14 protein-coding genes are annotated in these 19,134 nt (G+C 44.7%); 1 reads left to right on the top strand and 13 read right to left on the bottom strand.

Translation table 11 applies throughout. The features are described from left to right. Nucleotides 1-163: 163 nt before the first annotated feature. From BM195_RS07155 to BM195_RS07110, 10 genes are all read right to left on the bottom strand, one after another. Nucleotides 164-3,064 (bottom strand): glycoside hydrolase family 3 N-terminal domain-containing protein, encoded by a 2,901-nt coding sequence (locus tag BM195_RS07155; RefSeq protein ID WP_090235816.1) that lies wholly within the window; start codon nucleotides 3,062-3,064, stop codon nucleotides 164-166. Nucleotides 3,065-3,451: 387 nt separating this feature from the next. Beyond that, complete coding sequence (locus tag BM195_RS07150; protein WP_090235812.1) at nucleotides 3,452-4,039, bottom strand: CalY family protein; 588 nt, start codon at nucleotides 4,037-4,039, stop codon at nucleotides 3,452-3,454. Between the two features lie 92 nt (nucleotides 4,040-4,131). Further along, the gene (gene sipW / locus BM195_RS07145; protein WP_090235810.1) at nucleotides 4,132-4,698 is read right to left on the bottom strand and encodes a signal peptidase I SipW; all 567 of its coding nucleotides are present in this window, start codon (nucleotides 4,696-4,698) and stop codon (nucleotides 4,132-4,134) included. After that, nucleotides 4,667-5,200 (bottom strand): SipW-dependent-type signal peptide-containing protein, encoded by a 534-nt coding sequence (locus BM195_RS07140; protein ID WP_090235807.1) that lies wholly within the window; start codon nucleotides 5,198-5,200, stop codon nucleotides 4,667-4,669. Before BM195_RS07140 ends, sipW begins: the two co-directional genes overlap by 32 nt. Nucleotides 5,201-5,723: 523 nt before the next feature. Then, nucleotides 5,724-7,487 carry an L-lactate permease gene (locus BM195_RS07135; protein ID WP_090235804.1) on the bottom strand — a complete coding sequence of 588 codons (1,764 nt, stop codon included), beginning with the start codon at nucleotides 7,485-7,487 and terminating at the stop codon, nucleotides 5,724-5,726. An 85-nt stretch (nucleotides 7,488-7,572) separates the two neighbouring features. Beyond that, nucleotides 7,573-8,355, bottom strand: coding sequence for a fumarylacetoacetate hydrolase family protein (locus BM195_RS07130; RefSeq protein ID WP_244535693.1), 783 nt, complete (start codon nucleotides 8,353-8,355; stop codon nucleotides 7,573-7,575). 58 nt (nucleotides 8,356-8,413) lie between these two features. After that, nucleotides 8,414-9,871 carry an FAD-linked oxidase C-terminal domain-containing protein gene (locus BM195_RS07125; RefSeq protein ID WP_170848182.1) on the bottom strand — a complete coding sequence of 486 codons (1,458 nt, stop codon included), beginning with the start codon at nucleotides 9,869-9,871 and terminating at the stop codon, nucleotides 8,414-8,416. Between the two features lie 27 nt (nucleotides 9,872-9,898). Beyond that, on the bottom strand, nucleotides 9,899-11,269 hold the full coding sequence (locus BM195_RS07120; protein WP_425283899.1) for a (Fe-S)-binding protein: 1,371 nt from the start codon (nucleotides 11,267-11,269) through the stop codon (nucleotides 9,899-9,901). 1 nt (nucleotide 11,270) lies between these two features. Continuing rightward, a complete protein-coding gene (locus tag BM195_RS18515) occupies nucleotides 11,271-12,722 on the bottom strand; it encodes an FAD-binding oxidoreductase (protein WP_244535692.1) in 1,452 nt (483 codons plus the stop codon). Between the two features lie 517 nt (nucleotides 12,723-13,239). Continuing rightward, nucleotides 13,240-15,435: a malate synthase G gene (locus BM195_RS07110; protein WP_090235803.1), complete on the bottom strand. Its 2,196-nt coding sequence runs from the start codon at nucleotides 15,433-15,435 to the stop codon at nucleotides 13,240-13,242. Between the two features lie 343 nt (nucleotides 15,436-15,778). Between BM195_RS07110 and BM195_RS07105 the strand changes: the two genes are divergently transcribed. Then, nucleotides 15,779-16,663: a LysR family transcriptional regulator gene (locus tag BM195_RS07105; protein ID WP_090235800.1), complete on the top strand. Its 885-nt coding sequence runs from the start codon at nucleotides 15,779-15,781 to the stop codon at nucleotides 16,661-16,663. A 49-nt stretch (nucleotides 16,664-16,712) separates the two neighbouring features. Here the strand turns inward: BM195_RS07105 and BM195_RS07100 are convergent, their stop codons facing one another. The 3 genes from BM195_RS07100 to BM195_RS07090 all read right to left on the bottom strand — a co-directional run bounded on the left by BM195_RS07100 (nucleotide 16,713) and on the right by BM195_RS07090 (nucleotide 19,031). Further along, on the bottom strand, nucleotides 16,713-16,928 hold the full coding sequence (locus BM195_RS07100) for a DUF2922 domain-containing protein (protein ID WP_090235794.1): 216 nt from the start codon (nucleotides 16,926-16,928) through the stop codon (nucleotides 16,713-16,715). A 111-nt stretch (nucleotides 16,929-17,039) separates the two neighbouring features. Further along, nucleotides 17,040-17,270: a DUF1659 domain-containing protein gene (locus BM195_RS07095; protein WP_090235791.1), complete on the bottom strand. Its 231-nt coding sequence runs from the start codon at nucleotides 17,268-17,270 to the stop codon at nucleotides 17,040-17,042. A 447-nt stretch (nucleotides 17,271-17,717) separates the two neighbouring features. Beyond that, nucleotides 17,718-19,031, bottom strand: coding sequence for a nucleotide sugar dehydrogenase (locus BM195_RS07090; protein ID WP_090235788.1), 1,314 nt, complete (start codon nucleotides 19,029-19,031; stop codon nucleotides 17,718-17,720). Nucleotides 19,032-19,134: the final 103 nt, after the last annotated feature.

Raw genomic sequence — 19,134 nt, 5'->3', positions numbered from 1 at the left:
ATCGGACGCCCGGTAAGATCGATTGCCATAACCGGGGAAAGAGCATTATAGCTTGATAGAATCTTAATCTGCGAGTTTGATGAAAAATAGCTCTCAGCTTCCCATCATGATGGTTAAAAAGCAGCCGCTCTAGGGAGATGAAAAAAACGGCTGCCGTTTTTTATCAGCTGGCTAAAGCCTCTGTCTCCTGCTCATGATTAACATTCAAATCAGAAATGGCGGAATCTATTAAATCGCCAACCATTTGAATTTTTTCAGGACTGACGCGATCAATAGTATCTTCAGGAGAATGGTACCAAGGTTCAACACCTGCTTGACCCGGTTCTGTTCCCGGTTCCATCCAGATGAAGAGGGCTGAATCAATACCCGCCTGATGGAACCAAACATGATCAGATCTGCCTAATTGATGAAGCGTCAATCTATCATCATCCAATTCCAATCTTTCGGCGGCTAAATCTGCAGATTCCCATACCATGTTTGATTCGCCGTCAACGGTACTGACATGAAGCTGGGATGCCTGTTCCCAATTCGTTCCAACCATATCCAAGTTAAAGTTGGCAGCACTTCTATTAATCTCTTCCTCGGACAACTGATTGACATAGTGTTGAGAACCTACCAAACCGGCTTCTTCTGCACCAAAGGCAACAAAACGAATCTCTTTATCTGCCGGCTTGTCCTTCATCACGCTGGCTAATTCAAGGAGGGCCGCCGTTCCCGATCCATTATCGTTTGCTCCTGGAGAACCTGACAAACTGTCATAGTGGGCGGTGACATACACAATTTCAGGATTCTCAATGTCCTGAGCTTCTTTAACTGCCATGACGTTCTGAGATTGCTCATTGTCGCGAATATCAAACGTTTGGGTGGAAACATTGTATCCAAGCTTTTCAAATTCCTCTTTTATATACTCAGAAGCTGCCTTTTCTTCCTCGGTGCCGGCAACCCGTGCTCCAATGTCTTCACTTAAATGCTGGAGATGGGCCATTGCCCTTTCTGAATCAAAGTTAGCTGTTTCCCATTTTTCAATTAATGCATCAGTTTGAGACTGAAGAAGATTGAAAGCTTCATCTGAAATCAGATCATTGTTTTGCTGATGGTCCAGCAATTCTTTAAAACCTTGCATGTGTTTGATTACTTTTTCAGCTGCTTCTTGATCTTCATAATGGCTTACAGCTGTCAAATGACGCTTTAACGCACGCGGAGCCGTATCGCTTGCAAATGCACCTTCATCCTCCAACTGTTCAACAACCGATTTGATATCTTCTGCACTTTCAGGCGACGCAGGCTCGTAATGTTCCCCGTGGCCAAATTCATAGTGGCCTTCAATGGTTACCGGAAGTTTGCCGCCCGGGTTTGCGCCGTAGATGACATCAACCGCGGCTTTCCAGGAAACCGGAACTGCCGAGCCCCATCTTTCAATCGCATAAGTCGCGATGTGGGCATCCACATCAGGGTATTCTTTAATGTCATATGGAAGGCCTAAAGATATGGATGCAATTGGAGTATCTATTCCCTCAAGGGCATTAACCAATTGGCTTTGACCTTCAGCGAGTTCGCTGGCAGAAAATGTTGGTACGATGACGCGATCTGCCTGTTCGGCTTGCTGGACAGCTTCATCAATTTCACTGTCGGATGGATTTTCAGACGTGACGAAACGTTCGACTGCCCCGTTTGTTTTCTCCTGAACGGCATCAGCTATATCTTCAATGTAATAACTTTGGTTGTATATTTCAGGACCAACGACAAAAGTCGATTCATTGGATTCAGCATCAAAAGGCAGCGTATTGTCATTTTTCACAAGTGTCATCGAGTCCTGCGCCATGCTTTCTGCCAGTTCTTTGTGGGATTCCGTATTCACGACATCTGTTGCTTCCTGAGGATCAACATAGCGATGATTAAATAGCCCATACATGACTTTTTTGGCTAAAATCCGCTCAATGGATTCGTCAACGCGCTCCTGTGAAAGTTCGCCGGATTCATAGGCTGCTAACAGGGCTTCAAACGTTTCTTTTTGATCATTAATCGACCCTGTCGCCATGATGATATCGGCTCCTGCCTGAACAGCCATTACAGCAGCTTCTCCTGCGCCCCACTGCTCATCAATGGCATCCATGGACATAGCATCCGTTACGATGATCCCGTCAAAACCCATCTCATTTCGAAGCAAGCCGGTCAAAACATCTTCTGACAATGTTGCCGGAAGCTCTGGATCAATGGCTTCAATGATGACATGAGAGGTCATAATCGAGTCAGCGCCAGCATCGATAGCAGCTTGAAAGGGCGGAAGATGGACTTCTTCCAATGTTTGCCGGTCATACGTAACGGCAGGAAGATCATGATGCGAGTCTTCACTCGTATCGCCATGTCCCGGAAAATGCTTTGGTGTGGAAAGTACACCGTTTTCCTGATACCCTTCCACTTGCGCAACGGTCATGTTCGAAACAAGTTCTGTGTTTTCTCCAAATGATCTTACGCCTATAACCGGATTGTTAGGATTGGTATTCACATCAGCAAGCGGGGAGTAATTCCAGTTAAATCCTGTCGCTTTCATTTCCTGCGCCGTGACGCTTGCCATCTCCTCGGCCGCTTCTAAATCTCTTGTCGCAGCGATCCCCATTTGGCGTGGAAATGCGGTAGCATCTGTGACATGCTGATTGACACCGTATTCAAGATCAGCCGTTGAAAATAACGGGATATTCATACGTGTTTCCGACGCCCATTCCTGGAGTTGGTTATTATATTGAGCCGTAGTACTGGCGTCGCGGTTTCCGTAAATAATCACAGATCCTGCTTTATATTCTTGAATCAGCTCTCTTGTGTCTTCATTCGGCATGTTCTGGTCGTTATCGTGAGTGGATGGCATCACGAGCTGTCCAATTTTTTCTTCAGGATCCATTTGGGTAACCATTTGCTGAACCATCTCCTGATCAACATTGCCATCCTGATCATCAGAAGGTTTCATACCTTGTTGGGCCAATGATGACTGTCCAAAGGCCGAGACCGGTGCTGTAAGAAGCAGAACAAGCATCAGCAAGCAACTTAGAATCGGAACCAATCTCTTCATTTTTTACGCTCTCCTCTCATTATGATTTTTTTATGCCACGCGTCTTAAAATGTAAATTTCTGCAAAATACTAACGATCGTTTATGATCAATTGAACGTAAGGACGAAAAGATTTTTGACGATCATGTGAAATGAGCAGTATCCCTGTAACACGCTTCACTACAAGGTCAAGGTCTATCAATCTAACGGCCATTTTTCAATCAAATAATGAGCATAAGTGGCAAAAAATAATCGTCCGCAAACAAGTGCTCATCCCTACAAATGAATACGAAAAGGAGACGGCATTTGTCAGGATTACGATATCGTTTCCACTGGATAACCGTCCGTATTTTTATCCTTTACAAGAAAGAGACAGGTTTGTCCTGTCTCCTCTTGTCCAAGTCAGATGTCAGCTTTCATCTTCTGCTGCTTGTTGTGCATTAAATGTCCACTCCAGATTTAGAGAATCGCCCTGGAATTGGTTTTGATCTTCTCCGTTATCGATAAAATTAAACTTGACGACGAGGTCATCGAGCGTATCAGGCTCAAGTCCATCCTCGCCAAGCAATGGATCGAAAACATGCTCATTGACTGCTTCGGGTGTCAAGTCTTTCAGCTCAGCTAACGTTGTTTGATAAATCACTTCATCCAGTTTATCAGCGTTGTATAAAAACTCGACCTCAATATGATTTCCAAAGTCATCTGTGTTGTCACCTTCCGCATCTATTACCGAATAATCCGTTTCCAACAATACCTTGTCGATCGCCAGTGAACCGTTATTTTGCAGTTCAAAATCGCGGGTCATGGACTCACCAGGTTGTATATTGTCGACGTCAATCACTTGCGTCGGTTCTACAGCCAGATCAAGGGTTCCGGCTGCAAATGTGTTGTTTGTTGTCTCACTGTCGCTGAAATACGCATATGTCCCTCCCCCGATTAATGATAATCCGAGCGCTGCTGACATCACGCCCATGCCTAATTGTTTTTTAATACCCATTTGTATACCTCCTTCATATTTTTCCCCATGATACAGGGATGTTTATTTGAACGCCTCATAGAATGGGTATCTATGGGCATTGCAACCTGTTTTTAGTGCTTTTCCGCTGCTCCTTTGTTTTTTGAACCTTCGACTTGCCCCAACACGCGCCAGATGGTAACGACCGAATAACCTACCAGAAAAAGGCCGGGTAAGATGAGTAGCAGTGCTGCACCTTGTGGTGTATTTGCAAAATTCATCACATAACCGACATACGGTACAGTGAATCCTGTATATTTTCCGACAACATTTTGAGCAAGCACCGGCTCTGAATCAGCTTCTTCGTTATTGTCCCCTTTGGTCATATATTGCTGACCGTCTTCCATCTCTTGAACGACTCTATGCGTAATGAGCATATGATCCTGGGTTCTATAAGTAATCACATCCCCTTCTTCAAAACGTGTCATATCACCGCCCAATTCGATGGATATAATGGAACCTGTTTGTATCTCAGGTTCCATCGAGCCTGACAAGACCGATTTGAACTGATAACCAAAAAGGTCTGCTTCTCCTCCCGACGCTCTGAACGAAATCACCATAAACACGGTTACTATGAACAAAACAAATAATAGATACGTGGTGATGCGGCTAATTACTTTCAGGATTTTCTGCCTGCTCATTGACATCACTCCGATCCTGTTTTGATGCCGACGTTTTTTCGACATTGGTTTCGGAAGTTTTCGATTGTTCCTCGCTATTTGCCATTTCCTCTGATTCCTCACGGTCAGCTTTTGAAGAAGGATCTGACTCTTCTGTCTCCTCAGTTTCTTTTGTTGTGTCCTGCTCAGATTGTTCAGCGGATTTGGCATCGTTATGATGATCTTCCTTCTTTTTTTGCTCGGCGCTTATATCTTTTGGCTGTTCTTCCTGTTGTACAGATGTTTGAATACTGTCTGAATCGCCATCAGAGGATTCAGTTTCTTTCGTGCTTTCACGAAAGTTATCAGCAGCCGAAATGGTATAGGAAGCGTTTTCAAAACTATTAAAATAGGCAGTAGTTGGTGAAGTAAGCAGCAAAGCGATGCAAAATAATAAGTATATCAGGGCGAACATTTTAAAGATTATGTTGGAATAGCTTTTTTTCATGCTTTGGTTCTGTTTTGCTGAACGGTGGATTTTCATGCTATTAACACCTTCCCACAAGTAATGTGATACGATAAATGGACCGTCATTAACCAGATTCATAGACGCGTTAATAGATTAAAATGGATGATTGGATGATAGAAACGGCATCAAAAACAGCTTGGATAAAAGAGAGGGATTAAACTAATAATATTGTTAAACTAAGACTACCAATTTAAAATATAGTCGTCTATACAACTTTGGTTTCATTATTCTTAATTTTCTATATTTTACCTAACCTTTGTACTAGTACTTTTTTCGTTTTTTATCGAAATAACGATTTTTTTATCTAAAAAATACCCGATCTTGTCGATACAAGACTAGGTTACATGTCGATGACGTTATGATAATTAAAAGTTTTTCCGTCAATTCGGTGATGTTTTTGAACATAAAATAACATCAGGTTATCCTTGACCAAAAAAACACGTGAATCCGGTTGATCCACGTGTCCATGCTAATTAAGTCATACGGTATCGTTTACCCGCGAGAAATGCTCGCAGCTGACAATGATTGTTTACCTTCCCTAAGCAATATTCTTCTTATCAAGCGCTGCCAAACGCTTATTATTCGTTGCAATGAAGTAAATCGCAATTCCCCAAATAATGATTGCCAAAATCGATCCGATGTTGAAAATACCTTTATCCGCCGTCCACATAATCGAATAGCCGATTGAGCCTGCCAGCAGTGCATAATAAACAAACGGAATCAACGTTTTGCGTATGACGTGTCCTTCTTTTCCGACAAGGCCGACAACAGCTGATGCGGCAACCACATTGTGCACGCAAATCATATTCCCGGCTGCACCGCCAACCGCCTGCAGGGCAACCATCCACGTCGGGTCACCGCCAATCCGTTCACCGACACCGAATTGAAAGAGGGAAAACATCATATTGCTAATCGTGTTGCTGCCGGCCACAAATGCTCCGAGTCCTCCAATAAAGGTTGCAAAGATTGGATATACGGAGCCTGCCAAATCAGCAACAGCTTCGGCGAGTACAAGCGGCATTTCCTGAAATCCAGCTGCACCGCCGTCAGTGTTCAAAAAGACTTGCACCATTGGAACCGTAAAGACAAGTGCTGTACTGGCCGAAATCATTGTTTTCCCGGAGTCTTTCCAGGCGCTGGCAAATTCATAACCTTTCATGCCATGCATGAAGTATGTCAATACGGCAACAACGATGAAAATAAAGCCCGGCGAAAACAGGATTTCCCATTCAGCTGTGATATCCGTTCCAAAAATATGCGGCAGTGTCAGATTAACAGACTGGAGCCAGTCCCCCACGACTGTCAACCTTGAAACAAGCAAAAGGACGGCAATCAGCACATATGGTGTCCATGCCCGCCACATGCTGATTTTTCCTGCATTAATATCACTTTGTTTCAATTCCACCTTGCCATTCCAAAGCGGGTCCCAGCGGTCTTTAGGCTCGAAATCCCAATACTGATCCTTTTTTGGCATCAGGAAACCTTTTTTCGCAGCCGGAACGACAATGAGTAACCCGATTAAGCCGCCGATCAATGCCGGAAATTCAGGACCCAGCAAATAAGCCACCAAAACATACGGTAACGTCATGGCCAATGATGCAAAAATGGCGAACTTCCACACCTGCAGCCCTTCACTGAACGATTTATTTTTCCCGAAAAACCGTGTCAGGATTCCTACTAAAAATAGCGGAATTAAGATACCCGCAATGGCATGAACCAACGCAATCTTTCCGGCAACCCCAAAGACAAAACCTGAAACATCCGAGATCTGGGTCAGCGGCTCAACACCTGAACCTACCCCTACGATGATTGGCGTTCCAACTGCCCCGAATGATACGGGCGTGCTCTGAATCACCATACCGGAGACAACGGCCGCCATAGCCGGAAAACCGAGCCCTACCATTAATGGCACAGCAACAGCGGCCGGTGTTCCAAATCCTGCTGATCCTTCAATAAAAGAACCGAACAGCCATGCAATAATAATGACTTGAATGCGGCGATCCGGTGTAATATCTGTAAAGCCGCGCCGAATGGTATGGAGTCCGCCGCTTTCCTGCAGGGTATTCAATAGCAGTATCGCACCAAAAATAATAAATAAAAGCGTGACAGCAACGATCAGACCGTTGACAGAAGCAGCGGCGACCTGCGGAAATGCGACGTCCCAGACAAAGAGAGCCAACAGAACTGCCACAATGAAGGAAATCGGCATAGCTTTACTTGCCGGCCATTTTAAACCGACAAGAAACACAGCAACAACGATAATCGGAAGCAAAGCGAGAAAAGCTAAGATTCCATTCCCCAATGTAAATTCCTCCCTTTTTCATATTGAATCTATCGCTAACGGCAAGATAACGTCTGTACGAGATCATCGTGGACAGACAGTCAGCCTACCGTAAACGCACATTCGCTTTTTGTTCGACAGGGTTAGGAAGTTCTCCGATGCCGTCAATTTGACAGACGATTTCATCCCCGGCCCGCATCATTTCTGCACCAAGCGGACTTCCAGTCAAGATAACATCACCAGGTTCCAGTGTCATCACACTAGATAAGTAAGCGATCATTTTTCGCATCGGAACAATCATATGCGTTGTTGGACTTTCCTGCTTTTTATCACCATTCAAATACGCTTCAACCCTGATACTATCCGGGTCAATTTCTGTTTCGATACAGGGACCAAGTGGGGTGAACGTATCAAATGACTTGCCGATCATCCAGTGCCCATCTTCATGGAAAAATTGCGGCGCCGTCACATCATTGGCCACCGTATAGCCAAAAATATAATCAGCTGCTTCTATCTCTGTAATTTGACTAGCCGTTTTCCCAATAACAGCTGCCAGTTCCGATTCGAATTTCACCTCGTCTATTCCTTGTGGTATGACAATTGACGTTCCACTTCCAATAACAGACGAAACCGGTTTATAGAAAAACACCGGCAGTTCAGGCACATCAGTGGGTAAATCCTCCCATTTACCGACATAGTTTGCCCCGATGCCAATCACATGTCTCGGCGTAAGCGGTTCCAAAATTTCAATCTCTTCCGGATTATAGAGCTCACCTGCTATTTTCCAATCAGCATACATATCACCTTCAATTGGCTTAATGCCGATATCTGTTATAATCCCCTGTATAATGGTTGGTTCATTCTTATGTTTGAATCTGATAAACTTCAATGCATTCACTCCCTGTTTCGAAATATTGAGATGGGTAAAGCCCCATCTCAGTCAGTCATTAAACACTCGCTGTTTTCATATCCTGTTTTACTTCAGCGCAACGGCCGGGCTCAGGGAACAGTTTCCCGGGATTCAGCATGTCATGTGGATTGAAAACATGCCGGATGGCCGTTTGTGCTGCCATTTCCTCGTCACTGAAAATAAAATGCATTTCAGCTGATTTTTCAATGCCAACACCATGTTCACCGGTAATCGAGCCGCCAACATCTGCACATACCTGCAAACACTCCGATCCCGCTTTTGCAGCTCGCTCACTTTCGCCGGGAATATTGGCATCAAACAATATAAGCGGATGTAGATTGCCATCGCCCGCATGAAAAATATTCGCAATCCGCAGTTCGTACTTCCGGCTGATGGCATTAATTCGTGCAAGCACTTCTGGCAGGCGTGTTCTTGGAATAACCCCATCCTGAACAAGGTAGTCGGGTGAAATCGCCCCCATCGCCCCAAAACCCATTTTGCGGTTCGCCCACCAGAGGCTCCGCTCTGCCTCATCTTTGGCCACTTTCACTTTACGGACATGATTGCTTTTGCACACGGTCAAAATATCGTCAATCTGGGCATCAATCCCGGCTGCGATCCCATCGACTTCAATCAGTAAAAATGCCGCAATATCGCGTGGATGCCCGACCGGATAGGCGGCTGATTCGACTCCTTCAATCGCGATCTCATCCATCATTTCCAGTGCTGCCGGGATGATACCTCCCGCAATAATATCCGACACTGCCTGACTCGCATCATCAATGTCGTCAAAATAAGCAAGGACCGTTTTCTTTCCTTCAGGATTTTTCAATATGTTCACGGTAATTTGGGTCACAATGCCAAGTGTCCCTTCAGATCCGGTGAGGAGGCCAAGCAAATCGTACCCGGGCTGATCCGGAATACCTTCTTTTCCGATTTCAATTATCTCCCCATTCGGCAGTACGACTTCAAGCCCCAAAATATGATTGGTCGTAACACCATATTTCAGACAATGGGCGCCGCCGGAGTTTTCGGCGACATTGCCGCCAATCGTGCACGCATTCTGACTTGACGGATCGGGTGCGTAATAGTAGCCTTTATCGGAAATCGACTGGGTCAGTTTCAGGTTAATATAGCCCGGTTCGACAACGGCCTTGCGATTTTCCAGATCTAGGTGGAGCAGCCGTTTCATGCGGACAAGACTGATGATCACCTCACCGCCCAATGGTGTCGCACCGCCACTTAAACCCGTTCCCGCTCCACGTGCAATGTAAGGGACTCCGAGTTCATTTAATCGCTTCACAACATCTGACACGTGCTGTGTATTCCGCACAAACACAACCGCCCGCGGCATACCTCTCTCCATTGTATAGCCATCACACTCGTAGGAAATGAGATCCTCCTTCAAATAAAGGACGTTTTCTTCCCCGACAATGTCCATTAACAGCTGTGCAGCGGCATCCGGCCTTTGCTTGGTTTGTTTTTTTCGAAACATCCTGTTCACCCGCTTTCCATTTGATGATTACAACTCGTATTCATGTGCTTTCTGTTTATCTTTTTCATACGCCCAGTCAAGAAGCTGGACGGTATGGACGACTTGCGCACTTCGCCCATATTTTTGCACACCCATCGCAATCTGTAGCATACAGCCGGGGTTACCCATGGAAATCATGTCGATATTGTCCGGCACGTCCTCAATTTTGCGGTCAAGCAATTTGCCGGCCATTTCAGGGTGTGTCAGGTTATAAATACCCGCACTGCCGCAGCATCTGTCCGCATCAGGCAGATCCACCATCTCCACACCCGGGATGTCATTCAAAATCTGTCTTGGTTCCGAGAGCACGCCCTGCCCATGCGCCAAATGACAGGCATCATGATAGGTAACGGTTGTGTTGACTTCAGATTGGGGACGCTTGAAATCGATGTCATACAGAAATTTGGTAATATCTTCAACCTTCCCGGAAAATTCCTTCGCCAGCGGCATCATCTCCGGATCATTCCTGAACAGCTCATCATACTCCCGGAGCGCACATCCGCATCCCGCCGCATTCACCAGAATTTTATCGTAGTCTTTGAACGCTTCAATGTTCTGCTTAGCTAATTGTTTTCCGGTATTCCGCTCACCGGCGTGAACGTGAAGTGCGCCGCAGCAGCCCTGATCCGGCGGAAGCGCGACTTCATAGCTATTATGGGTAAGAACGCGGATGGTTGCTTCGTTGACGTCATTAAACATTTCATCCATGATACAGCCCGTCAGGATAGCAACACGTCCTTTTGTCTCCCCTTCTGCCGGAACGATATCCGGGTACCTGCCCAGGACCGGTTTTCCAGTTTCCGGCAGAATGGCTTCCATGTCCTTTACATGATCCGGCATTACGTTGAGAACTCCTGTTTTTCGGGCCACTTTCTGCAGACCGCTTTTCTGGTAAAATCGCATCAAGCCGCCGAGCTTATTCATCCGCTTCTGATGTGGGAAAAACTTGTTCAGAACCGTCTTTTTAAACGTACCGGTAACACCTGATGCCGGCATCGCCTGATTGATTTGCCCGCGTGCTTCTTCAATCAGCCCGCCGACCTGAACGTTTGCCGGACAAGCTGTTTCACAAGCTCGACAGTCAAGGCAGCTAAAAATCGGATCGGCAAACGCTTCATCAACACTGATTTTGCCTTCTGCCACAGACTTAATTAAGTAAACACGGCCCCGTGGCGAGTTCTGTTCTTCACCGGTTTCCTGATAGGTCGGACAGGCTTCCAGGCACAAGCCGCAGTGAACGCAATCAGCCCATTTCGTTGCATCAGGAACATCATCCCAAAGATAGTTTCCCAACGTGTTCGTCTGGCAAGGCGGGTCGGTCTTTTCTTTGTTCAGCATATCCGCTAGACCTATACCCATATTAAATACCTCCTACAAACCGATGACGGTTCAATATTTTCTTCGGATCGTTCGTTTGTTTAATCCCTTCCAATAATGCGAAGTAAGCAGGCTTATCACCCCATACATCAAATATCTTTCTCAGGTTGAAAGGCAAATGGGTGCCAACAGCATACCCGTGTCTATTTTCTGCCTCTGAACGAAGCGCTTTCATATAAGCGATGACGTCATCGGCCCGACCATAAACATAAACACGCGAAATCCCATGTCCGGCGCCGCCATGTGCATCAATTGAAATATGATGGACGACAGCAAGTTGTTCGGCTTTTTGCAGAATGCCGAGCACATCGGAAGGCTGGCTGCCAATTTTCACAGTAGCTTGTATGCTGGCTGCAGTGGATTCATTGTTGTAGCCGTCCGGGTACAAATCGTCCGTAGTATTGTTGGAATCGTTGAGGCTCAAGTTTTCCGTGCTGGCGTTGGGGTCCGTGTCGTACATGCCTCCCTTATAGCCATTTAAACCCAAGCTGTGTACGCTATCGTTGTAACCATTCGGACCTAATTGGCGAAATTGACCCCACCACTTTCTTGCTTCGTCCTCAAACAGCACGGTCTGTCGGGCACCTGCTGGCAAATGTTCCGTCACCCATTTTTCCTGTACACGGACGGCATTTTCCTGGTCTTCAAATGCGATCGCCAATGTATGAAGTTTTTTTCCGGTTAATTTCTCAGCCGTTGATGGCGTCAATACTTCAAGTGATACGGGCTCCATCATCGAGTCCAGCATACGTTTTGCAACATCATGAATCTTCTTTTCATCGCCTTCAGGAAAATGCAGCAGTGACAGCGCCTCATATTTCGGCAACGGTCGCAGCTTCAGCGTAATTTCACTCATGACTCCAAGTGTACCCATTGCCCCGATGAACAGTTTATTCATGTCATAACCAGCTACGTTTTTAACGACTTTGCCACCCATACGAATCACACGTCCATCCGGGTAGACAATCCTTGTTCCGATGACCAGATCTCTGGCAGATCCGTAAAGCAGCCGTTTGGCACCACTGTCATTTGCAGCGACAATCCCGCCAATCGTTGCGAGTTCCGGCCAGGATGGATCAAGGGCGATACACTGACCTTTTTCCGCCAGTTGATCTGAAATTTCCTTTAATGTCGTTCCAGGTCTTACGGTTAATGTCAAATCACCGACCGAATGCTCCACAATGCCTTTATAACCGGCAAGCGACAGCAAAATATCTGCTTGCTTCATTGTGCCGCCATAACCCTGCTTCGTTCCGCCCGATATAACATTGACAGTTTTATCATGGTCGTTCGCATAAGCAAGCACATTTGAAATATCTTCCTCGGAACAAGCTTCTATGATATGCATTCCGCTATTACCCAAAGGATGATGCGTTTCATTATTTTGTTTAATTTGCTCTCTGGGCACAACCGATTCAATAGCCGGCGTGATCATTGGGAATCCCCCTTTCCCTTAAGTACGACTGAAGACTTGTTATATAACAAAACTGTAATGCATTTTCTCCCCTGCTATCGTCTTATGTGAGATGTGACCACTTACATATCACATCCACCAGGTTTGTCTCTAGTAAACCAGTGTCATATAACAAAGTCAATGTTATTTTTTTAAATAATCCAAAAATTTTTGTGATTTGATGATCATCTATAACGTTCGACAATAATCGCTACTGTTGTTCCTGTCTGGAATTTGCCAATCGTATGACATGCACTTAAATCCATTGTTTGATCGGCTTATGAAGATTCTCAATCGACTTTAATCCATGCTCGATCAGCTTAGGTATTATTCGATCGAATTCGTGTGCCTTTTGATCGTTTTTAAGGTCAGCTCGATCGACCTAAGGTGGTCCCGATCGATTGGGCACGATTCGATCGATCCTCGCTGAATAAATAGAAGCAACAGGAAAAAGAGGGAAATCCGCTTCTTACAGCGGAACTCCCTCTCACATAAATTGTCAGCTGCCACCTTGTTTAACCGTGTTGAGTGTATCCTTTTCTTTTGCCTCAAGACGGCGCTGATGCAAAATCGGTTCGGTATAGCCGCTTGGCTGCTCTTTTCCCTTAAATACAAGGTCACATGCTGCCTGGAACGCGACCGAGTCATCATAATCGGGCGCCATTGGTCGGTATGCCGAATCACCAGCATTTTGTCTGTCAACAACTTTTGCCATCCGCTTCAACGTGTTCATCATCTGTTCTTCGGTACAAACACCATGGTAAACCCAGTTTGCGAGCATTTGACTGGAAATGCGCAATGTTGCACGATCCTCCATAAGCGCAATATCGTTAATATCAGGGACTTTCGAACAGCCGATTCCTTGCTCAACCCAGCGCACAACATAGCCCAGCAACGTCTGAGCACTGTTATCAAGCTCCTCCTGAACCTCATCATCAGACCAGTCCCCATCACATGCAACCGGAATCTGCAAAATATTATCCCGGTATGTTTCACTTTGCTGTTCAATCCCACCCTGAACCTTCCGCACATCAATTTGATGATAATGAAGGGCATGTAATGTCGCGGCCGTTGGTGACGGAACCCAGGCAGTATTGCCGCCTGCTTTCAGGTGACCGCTCTTTTGCTCGAGCATGTCGGCCATTAAATCCGGCATCGCCCACATGCCCTTGCCGATTTGTGCTCTCCCTTTCAATCCGGCATCAAGGCCGACGCTGACATTATTCTTTTCATAACCATTCAGCCAGATGGATGCTTTCATCTCACCTTTCCGGATCATGGGACCAGCTTCCATGGATGTATGGATTTCATCACCGGTCCGATCCAGAAAACCGGTGTTAATGAAAACAACACGCTCGCGCACTTCATGAATGCAATTTTTCAGGTTCAGACTTGTGCGGCGTTCTTCATCCATCAAGCCGATTTTCAGCGTGTTGCGCTGCATATCAAGCATATCTTCAATCCGATCAAATAATTCATTGGCAAAAGCCGCTTCTTTTGAGCCGTGCATTTTCGGTTTGACAATATAAACGGAGCCTGCCCGCGAATTCTGATGAGAGCCATTGCCCAATAGACTGTGCTTTGCCATTAAGCTCGTGAACACACCGTCCATAATCCCCTCATAAATTTCTTTCCCATTTTCATCGAGAATTGCATTGTTCGTCATCAAATGACCGACATTGCGGACAAACATGAGCACGCGGCCGCTCAGCTTTACCTCCTCACCGTCCGGACCTGTATAAATACGGTCAGGATTTAATTCGCGGGTCACTTCCTTTCCATTTTTCATGAACGTGGCCGACAAATCTCCTTTGTTCAAACCGAGCCAATTACGGTACACAAGCGTTTTATCCTCGGCATCGACTGCTGTCACCGAATCTTCGCAGTCCATAATGCTTGTTGTTGCTGACTCCAGACAAATGTCTTTAACTCCTGCCTGGTCCGTTTTGCCAATCGGATGATCAGGATCGATTTGAATCTCGACGTGCAGTCCATTATTCCTGAGCAAAATTGTCTCGGGATTATTGGCAGGACCTTGATATCCGGTAAATTGGTCTTCATCTTTAAGTCTGGTTGTCTGGCCATTTTGAAGTGTAACATCGAGTTTTCCGTCATTGATCGTGTAGCTGATGGCATCTTTATGAGAGGCTGTATGAAGTGGTATATGTTCATCAAGGAACTGTTTGGCGAATGTGATGACCTTTTCTCCGCGGACAGGATTATAAGAACCAGTCTTCTCAGCACCACCATCCTCACTGATCACATCTGTTCCGTATAGCGCATCATAAAGGGATCCCCAGCGTGCGTTGGCGGCATTGAGGGCATAGCGTGCGTTATCAATCGGTACAACAAGCTGTGGCCCCGCTTGTTTTGTAATGACCTCATCAACATCTTCGGTCGTTATTTGAAAATCATCCACCTCAGGCTCCAAATAACCAATGTCTTCCAGAAAAGCTTTGTACGTATTAAAGTCTATCACATCGTTTTCCTTGTACCATTGATCTATCTGCTTTTGCATCGTACCACGTTCAGCCAGCAATGCTTTATTTTTCGGCGTCAATTCAGCCACTAGTTCTCCTAAATCCTTCCAAAACATTTTTCGGTCTAACCCTGCCCCCGGAAGCGCCTCCGAATTGACAAAATCATAAAGTTCTTTGGCCACTTGAAGATTGCCCGTTTTGATATATTCTCTCATTCGTATTCCTCCCCTTTGATCTTCTTTGGGTAAACATAAAAATAAGTATCCTATAATATCACAGCCACGCCCAGTTTCGCTTACAGGACGCACTACTGCAAATGCTGCAGCAGAACCAAGAAAATTACGAAAACGATGCAGCTGACGAAGAAAAAGTACTGTCTTTTTTTCGAGGTCATCACGCAAGTTCCCTTACGCTTTTGTATTATTCATCTATCATTCTAATGTAAGCGCATCAAAAACTAAAATACATGTTTTGCATAAACACTATTCCTTTTGGCTATACCTTGACGTATAATAAGCATAACCATACATATTATGATATTGAAGGGGTGCCTATTTAATGGACATTAGGCAAATCACATGTTTTGCAGAAGTAGCACGGCAGCTGAATGTTACAAGGGCAGCTGAAACGCTTCATATATCCCAGCCGTCATTGAGCAAAACGATCAAAAACCTTGAACATGAGCTTGATGCACCGCTTTTTTACCGGGGAGCACATCAGCTGGAACTGACCGATGCAGGGCAGGCATTTCTGGTCAATGCCAAAAAAGTCCTTGATGCATTTGACAATCTGACGTCCGAACTCAATGATGTCATTGATTTAAAAAAAGGAGAAATCAAAATCGGCATCCCCCCCATAATTGGTGCCGCGTTTTTTTCAACCTTAATCAGTCGCTACAAAGAAACCTATCCATCGATCGATCTTTTGTTAAATGAAGTCGGCAGCAACAAAATCAGTCAAGGCGTCAGTGAGGGCGAGCTTGATATTGGATTGATCTGCAATCTCCCGGCACAAAAGGAAAACCTTGAAACCATTCAACTATTAAAAGACCCCTTAAAGCTTATGGTGAACAAAAATAACCCATTAGCCGGCAAAACAGCCATTGACTTTTCCCAGATTGAATACGAACCACTTATTTTATACCGGCATGACTTTTCGCTTCACGACAAGATTATGGAAGCATGCACACATTACGGTTTTGAACCGAAAGTCGTCTGTGAAAGCTCACAAAAAGATTTCATGATTGAAATGGTGGAAGCCAAACTGGGTGTTGCGTTATTGCCAGGCCGGATCTGCAGTCAAATTGACAATGAACAGCTGAAAGCCATCCCGTTCACAAAGCCTGTGGTCAATCTGGAACTCGGCATGATCTGGAACAAGGATAAATACTTGCCATATGCGGTGCGTGAATTTATTGCGATGTCAGGGGCATTCAGTATTTGAGCGGGATAAACAGACAGACCAGCGCCCCCCACGCTGGCCTGTTACCTCATTAATCCAATTCAATTTCCTCAACAGTTCGCTCGACGATCCGTGCTTCTTTAATGGATACGACATCACCGCCTGATGATGTGAATGCATTTTGGGAGATAATTTCATCCATCGCAGCTTTAATGGCTGCCGGATCTGCTGGCTCAACCGGTTTTTCCAATGAGTAAGTGACCGTCTTCCCCTCTTCATTTAAAAATTTTAATTCAAGCTTTTTCATTTTATCACCTCCTCCCTTTTTAATGCGGACAACGGCTGCCTTGGTAATTGGAACGTCTTAAACAGATGCAGATCACCGGATTAGCTAGCCGTTGCCCGTTGAAATGAAAGCTTATGCTTCCTCCTCGCTGATTTCGGAACTATCATTTCGTTCGACGTTCACCAGCGGGCGCTCCTGCAATGCTGTTACAGCTGTCGCAATCGAATATAGCTGATCGGCTGTCGCTGTCGTCTTCACATTGTTGAAGCCTTTCGTTCTATAAAGCTGCTCCCCAGTCTCCTCATTAACGCCATCATCCAGGATAAGGCGCAGCCGTGAATCAACCATTTGTTGTTCTGCCATTCCGCTCACCTCCTTTCACCCCTACAATCGAAACAAGAGACACAAAAGGGGCATGAAAAACTAAATTTTTTTGGATTTTACATGCCACTTTTTCTGCGTTGGATACGATTGTAGGGGAAAGAGGTGGATTTTTTTAATTTAGGCTAAAATAGTAAAATCGAGTTAAAACATACAAGGTGGATACAAATATCAACAAAAGTCAGGATTTATTTGATAAAGAATGACAAGAAATCATGAAAAGTTAAATAAAACAGGCATTCATACCAAAAAGGTAAAATAGGGCCAGGAAATGGGAGGTATTCAGGTTTGGTAGGACGGGAACCGCTGGATATGCCAATCGAACAGATCCTGTAAAGCACAGTCCAACAAACAAAAAAGCCCCCATAACAGAAGGAAGCACTCTGTACTCCTTCTTATTACAGGGGGTCAACGAATAGCATTATTCCATTACAAACTCCAGTAATGATAACCTTGAGCTTCACATTCTTTTCGGTCTAAAATACTTTTCACATCAATTAATACCTTATGATCGTTTTTATACAGACGATCAAGCATATCCAGGTCATATTGCTCTTTAAATTCATGGTGACCTACAGCAAGCACAACACAATCCAAATCATTCAATTGACCTTTTCCGACTAAATCTATCCCAAACTCATCATAAACGGCAGCTTGATCAGCAATTGGGTCATGGACAACAACTTCAACGCCATAGTCTTTTAATTCATGAATGATATCGATGACTTTTGTATTACGTACGTCTGGACAATCTTCTTTGAACGTAATGCCCAGAATACCAACTCTGGCACCACTCATTTCCTGTCTGGCATGGATCATCTTTTTAATAATATTAGAGCCTATATATTTACCCATATCATCATTAATTTTGCGTCCGGACAAGATAATTTGCGAATGGTGTCCAAGTTGTTCTGCTTTATAGGTAAAATAATAAGGATCGACACCAATACAGTGCCCGCCAACCAAACCGGGGGTGAAATTCAGGAAGTTCCATTTCGTACCGGCCGCTTCCAATACAGCATTTGTATTGATGTCCATTTTATTGAAAACCATAGAAAGCTCGTTCATAAATGCAATATTGATATCCCGCTGGGAATTCTCGATTACTTTGGCAGCTTCAGCTACTTTAATGGACTCTGCTTCATGGACACCGGCTTCAATAATGGAATCGTATACGTCTGAAATTTCGCTCAGCGCTTCATTATCTGAACCTGATACAATTTTAATGATGCTCGTCAGCCGGTTCACATTGTCACCCGGGTTAATCCGTTCAGGGGAATAGCCAACCTTAAATTCAGTACCAATTACCAGGCCAGATTTCTCTTCCAGAATTGGGATGCAGACTTCTTCAGTTGTACCCGGATATACAGTTGATTCGTATACAACAATCGAACCTTTTGTTAAATTACGTCCGACTGTTTCACTTGCATCGATAACCGGGTTCAGATTCGGGGTCTTGTCCGTATTAATTGGAGTTGGAACGGCAACGATATGAAATTTACATGTCTTTAAATCTTCCTCATCATTCGTAAATGTCATAGTGGTATTTTGGACTGCTTCATCACCGACTTCTTGTGTCACATCCACGCCGGTTAAGTATTTGTCCAATTTATTTTTATTTACATCAAAACCGACTACATCATACTTTTTGGCAAGCTCAATCGCCAATGGAAGCCCGACATACCCTAAACCAATAACAGCAATTTTCTCTTCTTTGGATTTCAATTGTTCGAACAGATTCATGATTGATGCCTTCCTTTATAAAATCAAATTTATACTTATTTATACTTTACCATATAACCAAACTATACAGCTATATCTTGTATTTGTATAGTATTTTAATCCG

It is taken from the genome of Lentibacillus halodurans (assembly GCF_900112045.1).
GTDB lineage: Bacteria > Bacillota > Bacilli > Bacillales > Amphibacillaceae > Lentibacillus > Lentibacillus halodurans.
The sequence above is the reverse complement of the archived record's forward strand: the minus strand, read 5'-3'. Positions and strand labels throughout refer to the sequence as shown.

Coding starts and splice junctions, on each gene's coding strand:
- BM195_RS07155 (WP_090235816.1), bottom strand. CDS start 3,064: ATGAAGAGATTGGTTCCGATTCTAAGTTGCTTGCTGATGCTTGTTCTG.
- BM195_RS07150 (WP_090235812.1), bottom strand. CDS start 4,039: ATGGGTATTAAAAAACAATTAGGCATGGGCGTGATGTCAGCAGCGCTC.
- sipW (WP_090235810.1), bottom strand. CDS start 4,698: ATGAGCAGGCAGAAAATCCTGAAAGTAATTAGCCGCATCACCACGTAT.
- BM195_RS07140 (WP_090235807.1), bottom strand. CDS start 5,200: ATGAAAATCCACCGTTCAGCAAAACAGAACCAAAGCATGAAAAAAAGC.
- BM195_RS07125 (WP_170848182.1), bottom strand. CDS start 9,871: ATGTTTCGAAAAAAACAAACCAAGCAAAGGCCGGATGCCGCTGCACAG.
- BM195_RS07120 (WP_425283899.1), bottom strand. CDS start 11,269: ATGGGTATAGGTCTAGCGGATATGCTGAACAAAGAAAAGACCGACCCG.
- BM195_RS18515 (WP_244535692.1), bottom strand. CDS start 12,722: ATGATCACGCCGGCTATTGAATCGGTTGTGCCCAGAGAGCAAATTAAA.
- BM195_RS07110 (WP_090235803.1), bottom strand. CDS start 15,435: ATGAGAGAATATATCAAAACGGGCAATCTTCAAGTGGCCAAAGAACTT.
- BM195_RS07105 (WP_090235800.1), top strand. CDS start 15,779: ATGGACATTAGGCAAATCACATGTTTTGCAGAAGTAGCACGGCAGCTG.
- BM195_RS07100 (WP_090235794.1), bottom strand. CDS start 16,928: ATGAAAAAGCTTGAATTAAAATTTTTAAATGAAGAGGGGAAGACGGTC.
- BM195_RS07095 (WP_090235791.1), bottom strand. CDS start 17,270: ATGGCAGAACAACAAATGGTTGATTCACGGCTGCGCCTTATCCTGGAT.
- BM195_RS07090 (WP_090235788.1), bottom strand. CDS start 19,031: ATGAATCTGTTCGAACAATTGAAATCCAAAGAAGAGAAAATTGCTGTT.